The organism is Paraburkholderia sp. BR10923 (assembly GCF_040948765.1).
GTDB classification, from domain to species: Bacteria; Pseudomonadota; Gammaproteobacteria; order Burkholderiales; family Burkholderiaceae; genus Paraburkholderia; species Paraburkholderia youngii.
Genome location: NZ_JBFPKO010000021.1, coordinates 159,773 through 165,872, shown reverse-complemented (window position 1 = coordinate 165,872; position 6,100 = coordinate 159,773). Strand labels below are relative to the sequence as shown.

At 60.3% G+C, this 6,100-nt stretch carries 5 protein-coding genes and 1 pseudogene; 4 read left to right on the top strand and 2 right to left on the bottom strand.

Annotated features, from left to right (window positions below):
* Window positions 1-137: pseudogene (locus AB3X94_RS30850) on the top strand (IS5/IS1182 family transposase); the annotation flags it as partial.
* Window positions 138-264: 127 nt separating this feature from the next.
* Window positions 265-888, top strand: a complete 624-nt coding sequence (locus AB3X94_RS30845) for a pilin (protein ID WP_176105129.1) — start codon at window positions 265-267, stop codon at window positions 886-888.
* 255 nt (window positions 889-1,143) lie between these two features.
* Here AB3X94_RS30845 and AB3X94_RS30840 read toward each other — a convergent pair whose 3' ends face one another.
* Window positions 1,144-1,611: a hypothetical protein gene (locus AB3X94_RS30840; protein WP_368613554.1), complete on the bottom strand. Its 468-nt coding sequence runs from the start codon at window positions 1,609-1,611 to the stop codon at window positions 1,144-1,146.
* Window positions 1,612-2,050: 439 nt separating this feature from the next.
* On the opposite strand from AB3X94_RS30840, the gene ltrA reads away from it, so the two are divergent.
* Both ltrA and AB3X94_RS30830 read left to right on the top strand, forming a co-directional pair.
* Complete coding sequence (gene ltrA / locus AB3X94_RS30835) at window positions 2,051-3,757, top strand: group II intron reverse transcriptase/maturase (RefSeq protein WP_368613553.1); 1,707 nt, start codon at window positions 2,051-2,053, stop codon at window positions 3,755-3,757.
* 125 nt (window positions 3,758-3,882) lie between these two features.
* Window positions 3,883-5,667, top strand: a complete 1,785-nt coding sequence (locus AB3X94_RS30830) for a PglL family O-oligosaccharyltransferase (RefSeq protein ID WP_368613552.1) — start codon at window positions 3,883-3,885, stop codon at window positions 5,665-5,667.
* Window positions 5,668-5,724: 57 nt separating this feature from the next.
* Here the strand turns inward: AB3X94_RS30830 and AB3X94_RS30825 are convergent, their stop codons facing one another.
* Complete coding sequence (locus AB3X94_RS30825) at window positions 5,725-6,075, bottom strand: nucleotide pyrophosphohydrolase (RefSeq protein WP_368613551.1); 351 nt, start codon at window positions 6,073-6,075, stop codon at window positions 5,725-5,727.
* Window positions 6,076-6,100 lie beyond the last annotated feature (25 nt).

Sequence of the window (6,100 nt, the reverse complement as noted above, 5' to 3'; positions counted from 1 at the left end):
TTTCGTGGCTTCATAACTTTCGACGACTGCGCATCCGCTTCGAACGGCTTGCATTCATCCATGAAGCCTTCATGAAAATTGCCTGCTGCATCATCTGCTGGCGAAAGCTGAAGAACTCATTTTGTTATCGCCTCTAAGCCGTGATGCCGTCCGAATGCAAGCCTGGCCATCCGGCTGACTGTGACGCGCGAGCGTCGCTCGCTACGATTGAAACGCCTGTTCCCGATCCACGGGCCGGGCGTTTCTCGTATCAGGAGTCTGCCGATGATCGTTACCTTGCCATATTCCCCTTACTCCCAATCGACGCAATTCTCGCGCAGGTCACGCCGCGCACGCTGGCGCGAGAATTGGTTCACGCGCCTCTGCCGGCGCTGCGGCCTCGGGTTCACGTTGATCGAGTTGATGATCGTGCTGGCGATCGTCGGCGTGATCGCCGCCTATGCGATTCCCGCGTATCAGGACTATCTGGCGCGCAGCCGGGTCGGCGAGGGCTTGTCGCTCGCGGCGTCGGCGCGGCTCGCGGTGGCCGAAAACGCCGCGAGCGGCAACGCGTTCAGCGGCGGTTATGCGTCGCCGCCTGCCACACGCAACGTCGAGTCCATCCAGATCGACGACGACACCGGCCAGATCACGATCACGTACTCGACGCGCGTCGCGCAGGCCGGCGCGAACACTATGACGCTGGTGCCCTCGGTGCCGGACAACGCCGATGCGCCGAGCGCACGCGTCGCGTTGAGCAAGGACACGGTGCAGACCGGTGCGCTGACGTGGGAATGCTTTGCGAGCGGCAAGAGCGCGTCGTCGCTGCCGGCGCCGGGGTCGGGGCCGATGCCGGGTGAAGCGCCGACGCTCGCCGCGAATCTGGCGCCGCCAGAGTGCCGTTCGTAAGGGGGCAGATGAACGAGCGAGGCGACGGCCGAGCGCTCACCGGACGACTCGTAGCCACAACGTAAAGGGCTGATTTGCAGCCTATTTCGGCCGAACCGGCGCACAGTGCAACGAAATTTTTGTATAGTGCGCCGGTTGGTGCGACACGCACGCTCGTGTCCGTTCGCTCACGTTACGAGCATCGACTGCAGTAAAGATGTGCTTGAGGCCTCTTCGGGGGCGATTTCTAGTAGCTGAGTGTGTGGTCCTTCGGGACTACGCCCCATATTTTTGTGAAGCGTGATCCGGGCTTGTCCAGCCGGAGGATCGCATTGTATTGACCTGATTACCGTCAGGTTCCGCCCAGTCAGCGGCTTCATCTCCGCCGACCAGGCGGGATGTCGTGTGCAATTCCTGCGCTTTCAACGGCAACGGATTCGCAAACCGATACGAGCGAAAGCTCGGTGTGTCATTGTTTTGCCCCGCTTGATGTTCGAGCGAGGAAGTGAACCTGCTGTGCGACCAGCAGTAGCCTAGGAAGACATGCGTCACTGGCAACGGTGGGGTGTGAAGCTCTTCTGACAATGTAGCCCCCGGACGTTTCGGGCAGATTCGTTCCGTGAGGAACGATCTGGAGACTCCCAGCAGCAAGGGGGTTGAGGAGCTAGGCTGGCTGATAGGGTTAATGTAAGTGAACTGCTGATAAACCTCGTAAGCACTGAGGAGCCAAAGCTGCTTGAACATTGGGCTCTAACCAAAAGGTACGTGGCTGGTTAATCCGCTCAACCGTCGGATTACGTCGTCACTTAGCCACCGGGGAAGAGGCAGAACCTACGTCAGTCGTGTGACATGCCGGGAACGTGGTAAGCCTGTATGGTTGCCAGCGCAGTAAGGCTGGCAGGCGAACCGCAAGGGACGCTGTTGATTGTGCAGGTATGGGAGGACGGAAAAAGCGAAAGCCGGGCTGTAATGGTTCGGATAGGGGTTGGGACATCACCCCACGCGAAAGCGGGCAGACTTCCGTCTGGTCTACCGTCGCAAGACGGCTGACTACCCTCTGTAACTTGGTCAGATGCAGGTGCATGCGCCTGCATTGAGTTTTGTTGTTCCCCAGCGGGGTGTATCTGCCCTGCTGGGGGAGATGCGCCTTCTGTCTGGGGACTTTTCCAGGTAGGAGAGCAGCATGAAAGTATCTGGTCGAAAGACCGGATCTGCGCTTTCCCACGCGCCGGACAACTGGCACGCCGTAGATTGGCGTCGGGTTGAACGGAACGTGAGAGGGATGCAGATTCGAATTGCGAAGGCGACGCGAGAAAGTGACTGGCGCAGGGTGAAAGCCTTGCAACGGATGCTGACTCGCACGTTGTCCGCAAAGCTGTGTGCGGTACGACGTGTTACGCAGAACCAGGGTGCGCGAACGGCTGGAGTCGATCGCGAGCTATGGGATTCGCCTGAAAGCCGATGGCTTGCTGTCGGCAGGTTGAAGCGGCACGGATATAAGCCTCTGCCTCTACGGAGAGTCTTTATCCCCAAGGCCAATGGGAAGGAACGCCCTCTGGGTATTCCGACCATGCAGGACAGGGCGATGCAAGCCTTGTATCTGCTGGCCTTGGAGCCGGTAGCAGAATCGACGAGTGACCCGAACTCTTATGGGTTCAGGCTCAATCGTTCGACGGCTGATGCGATGTCTCAGATTTTCGTTGTCATGGCCCGTCGCCGTTCGGCGCAATGGGTACTTGAGGCGGACATCAAGGGATGCTTTGACCACATCAACCATGACTGGCTGGAAAACAATGTCCCGATGGACAGGATGATCCTTCGCAAATGGTTGAAGGCTGGCCTGATTTACCAAGGGCAGCTACAGGCGACGGAGGCCGGTACGCCGCAGGGAGGCATCATTTCCCCGACGCTGGCAAACGTGACGCTGAACGGGCTGGAACGCGAACTGATTGCGCACCTCGGTGCGAAATTTGGGATCGGGAAGGCGAACAAGCTGAAAGTGAATGTTGTGCGATACGCGGACGACTTTGTCATCACCGGCGACTCGAAAGAGATGCTGGAACACGAAGTCAGACCTTGGATAGAAACCTTCCTTGGGGTACGGGGATTGCAACTATCGCAGGAGAAGACCCGGATCGTTCACATTGACGAAGGCTTTGATTTCCTTGGGTGGAATTTCCGGAAGTATTCGGGAACGCTGCTCATCAAACCGAGCGGGAAGAACGTGCAGACGTTCTATCGCAAGGTGGCGGATACCATCAGCGGTCACAAGGCGGTAAAGCAGGAGGAGTTGATCCGATTGCTGAATCCGATGCTACGAGGCTGGGCGCAATATCACAGCCCTGTAGTAGCCAAGCAGGCGTATAGCCGCATGGAGTCGCTGGTGTTTTATAGGCTCTGGCGGTGGTCGAAGCGGAGGCATCCGAACAAGAGCGCGGAATGGGTGAGACGGAAGTACTTTCACTCGCTCGGCAATCGGCATTGGGTGTTCGCCGCTCCCGTAGTTCAAGAGGACGGCAGCAAGGGTTTGCTTGAGCTGTACCAGATCAGCGGTACGGACATCAGGCGCCACAGGAAGGTCAAAGGGGAATTCAATCCGTTTGATCCAATGTGGGAGCAGTACAGCGAGCAATTGCGGCAGGAGCGCATGGAGTACTCGATGCGTTATCGCAAGCAATGGGTATCGCTGTACAAATCACAGGGCGGCTTGTGTGCGCACTGTGGTTGGGCTTTGACGAACGAGACCAGTTGGCACGACCATCATCTGGAATATCGGATGCATGGTGGGACCGACGCTCTGTCGAACAGGGTTCTGCTCCACCCCGACTGCCACCGGCAGGTACACGTTGGTAAACTTGTGGTAACTAAGCCGGCTCCGTCGTTGCTCTGACGGGGCTTTGTAAAGAAATATGTAGGCTTGAGCCGTATGCGGGGAAACTCGCACGTACGGTTCTTAGGGGGCCCCTTTTCCGCAAGGAAGAGGGGCTACCCTACCTGACGCCCACCGTTGATTCGATGCCCACCCCTTTCGCGCGCTACCTGTCTCTCGTACTGCTGGCTCTTGCGTTGATCCTCCCCTACGCGGTTGCCAACCATACGTATCCGATCCCAACTTTTTACGCCGAATTCACCTCGCTCGGGCTGTATCTGCTGACCGGGGCGGCCGTCGTGCTGATGGTCGCGACCACGCGGCCGCGCGTGAGCTTCGCGTCGCCCACGGTCGCGCTCGTGCCCTTGCTGTTCGGCCTCGTGCTGGTCGTGCAGACCTTCGTGCTGCCGGTCGCGAAGCCGTCGATGAACTGGCTCGGCGCGGGCTTCCTGCTCGCTGCGTGGATGGCCGTGCATGTGGGCTATGGCTTCGCGCGCGTGAAACTCGACGAGACCGCGTTGCGCTGGGCGGCGGGGGCGTTGATCGTCGGCGGTCTGTTCGCGGTGTTCAGCCAGGTGATCCAGCTGTTTCACCTCGAGACGCGTGTGGCGCCGCTCGTCGTTGCGTACAACCTCACCGTCGATCGCCGGCCGTTCGGCAACATGGCGCAGGCGAACCACCTCGCGACCTATATCGCGTTCGCGATGGCGGGCGCGCTGTACCTCGTGCAGACGCGCCGCATCGCGCTGCCTATCTGGCTGCTCGTGTCGACGATTTTCTCGGTCGGCCTCGCGCTGACCGTGTCGCGCGGTCCGTGGCTGCAAATGGGTGTGATCGTCGTGGCCGGCTTCTGGATGGCGTTCGCGCAGACCCGCAACGAACCGCAATCGCGCCGTAGCAACCGTGACTGGCTGGTGCCGATCGCGCTCGCGGTGCTGTTTTTCGTGGTCAATGCGGTGATTCGCTGGGCCAATGCGCGCTTTCACCTCGAACTCGGGCAGTCGGCGGCCGAGCGCTTCCAGGATGCCGGCCAGATCGCGCCGCGCATCGCGCTATTGAAATACGGCTGGACGATGTTCAAGCAGCATCCGCTGCTCGGCGTCGGCTGGGGCGAATTTCCGAGCTATCAGTTTGAGCTCGTCAGGCAACTGGGCGGCGTCGAAATCGCCAACAACTCGCATGACATCTTCGTCGATCTGCTCGCGAAAACCGGTCTGATCGGTCTAGGAATCGTGCTCGTGGGTCTCGTCGCGTGGCTCGTGCGTGTCGTGCGTGCGCCGCAAAGCGCTACGCGTGTGTTCGGCATCGCGCTGATCGGCGTGCTGACGATGCATGCGCTCGTCGAGTATCCGCAGCAGTACATGTTCTTCCTGTTGCCCGCGATGTTCGTGTTCGGCTTGCTCGAAACGCGGCCGTTGCGCGCGGTGCCCGCGAATCTGTCGCTCGGCGCGTTCGCGGTCGTGGTATTCGGCGGACTCGCCGCGCTGTATCCGATCTATCGCGACTATGCGCGTGCCGAGGTGCTGTACTACGGCCAGCGTCCAGCCGAACAGTACAGCGCCGCGCCGTCGTTCATGTTCGGCGCGTGGGGCGAATACGGTCTCGCGACGCTGCAGCCGATGAATCCGCTGAACCTGCAACGCAAGCTCGCGATGCACGAGCAGGCGATCGCGCTATTGCCGGGCGAAACCGTGCTGCGTCGCTACGCGGTGCTGCAGGCGCTGACTGGCGATACCGCGGCGGCGCTCGATACGGTCGAACGCTTGCGGATTTTCGCCGAGGAGCTGAAGGACTGGCCCGCGCAGCTCGGCTATCTGTACCAGCTCGTCGACGAGCAGAAGTCGCTCGCGGGCTTCAAGGAGCAGTTGGTGAAGCGCTACGGCACGCCGGCAGCCGATGCGGTACCGGACGACGACAGCGACGAAGACTGATCGAACCGCGGGGGCTCGAGCATGCTCCCGCCAAGGCAGGCCTCCGCGCCTCGAAGTTCAAAGCTCTGAATACTTCGCGGCGGTGCCTTTAGCCTTGTCGACGGGGTAGCGCGCTTCGTTCAGCTGCAGTTTTTCCGCTGCCGCGTCAACGAGATCGAAGCCCGCGGTATGGGCCACCAGCAGCAGGTACATGAAGACGTCGGCGCACTCGTGCCGGAGGTTCGTCGATTGCTCTGGATCGGTGAGCAGCGTGTCGATCTGCGCGTCGGACTTCCATTGAATCGTCTCCAAAAGCTCGCCGGCTTCGATGCCGGTGGAGACAATCAGATTGCGCAACGTATGAAACTGCCGCCAGTCGCGCGCGTCGCGAAACGCCAGTAGCTGCTTGAGCAGTTCGTCGATGGTCATGTTGCTACCCGGATAGTTGTCGATC

Excerpts from the sequence above, each read along its gene's own strand:
- AB3X94_RS30840 (WP_368613554.1), bottom strand. The coding sequence starts at position 1,611 with ATGTTCAAGCAGCTTTGGCTCCTCAGTGCTTACGAGGTTTATCAGCAG.
- AB3X94_RS30845 (WP_176105129.1), top strand. The coding sequence starts at position 265 with ATGATCGTTACCTTGCCATATTCCCCTTACTCCCAATCGACGCAATTC.
- AB3X94_RS30825 (WP_368613551.1), bottom strand. The coding sequence starts at position 6,075 with ATGACCATCGACGAACTGCTCAAGCAGCTACTGGCGTTTCGCGACGCG.
- ltrA (WP_368613553.1), top strand. The coding sequence starts at position 2,051 with ATGAAAGTATCTGGTCGAAAGACCGGATCTGCGCTTTCCCACGCGCCG.
- AB3X94_RS30830 (WP_368613552.1), top strand. The coding sequence starts at position 3,883 with ATGCCCACCCCTTTCGCGCGCTACCTGTCTCTCGTACTGCTGGCTCTT.